The organism is Blautia sp. An81 (assembly GCF_002161285.1).
GTDB lineage: Bacteria > Bacillota > Clostridia > Lachnospirales > Lachnospiraceae > Blautia > Blautia ornithocaccae.
On the sequence record NZ_NFHH01000079.1, the window covers coordinates 1 to 733 of the forward strand.

Annotated in this window: 1 protein-coding gene; it reads right to left on the bottom strand. The window is 46.1% G+C overall.

Going from position 1 to position 733, the window contains the following annotated elements; translation table 11 throughout:
* Nucleotides 1-733 (bottom strand): IS256 family transposase (locus B5G33_RS20935; RefSeq protein WP_143276568.1); only part of this gene is annotated, 733 nt, incomplete at both ends.

The window sequence follows — 733 nt, forward strand, 5'->3', positions numbered from 1 at the left end:
CATCTTCCCAGTTGTTTTCCCAGTTACTGATCGCATAGGGATATTTCTTTCCCCATTTCTCCTTGATCGTTTCCAATTCCGAAAGAGCCGCAGATTCATTGGGCGCATTATAGACTGCCCTGAAGTCTGCTGAAAACTTCTTCAGATCGCTATAATTCACATATTTAAAGGAATTGCGCAGCATATGGATTACACAGCGCTGAATCTGTGCCTGTGGGAAAACAGCCTGAATTGCATCTTTAAATCCGGGAAGACCATCTACGCAGAAGAACAGAACATCCTGCACACCACGGTTTTTCAGGTCATTGAGCATTCCAAGCCAGAATTTACTGGTCTCGTTCGCTCCTACGGTAATACTGAGAATCTCCTTATAGCCTTCCACCGTAACTCCCAGTACAATATAAGCAGCACGGCTGAGGATTCTGCCGTCTTCCCGGACTTTGTAATGGATACAGTCCATAAAAACAAACGGATATACAGGGTTCAGCGGACGTGACTGCCACTCTTTCACTTCCGGAAGGATCTTGTCCGTGATTTTACTGACCATTTCGGCGGAAAGTTCAATCCCATAAAGTTCCTGCAGCTGGTCATGAATATCCCTTGTGCTCATTCCACGGGCATAGAGAGAGATCACTTTCTCCTCAATCCCGGAAATATCCCGCTGATATTTAGGGATCAGCTTTGGTTCAAACTCACCATTGCGGTCACGGGGAACATCGATCTGGAATTCCCC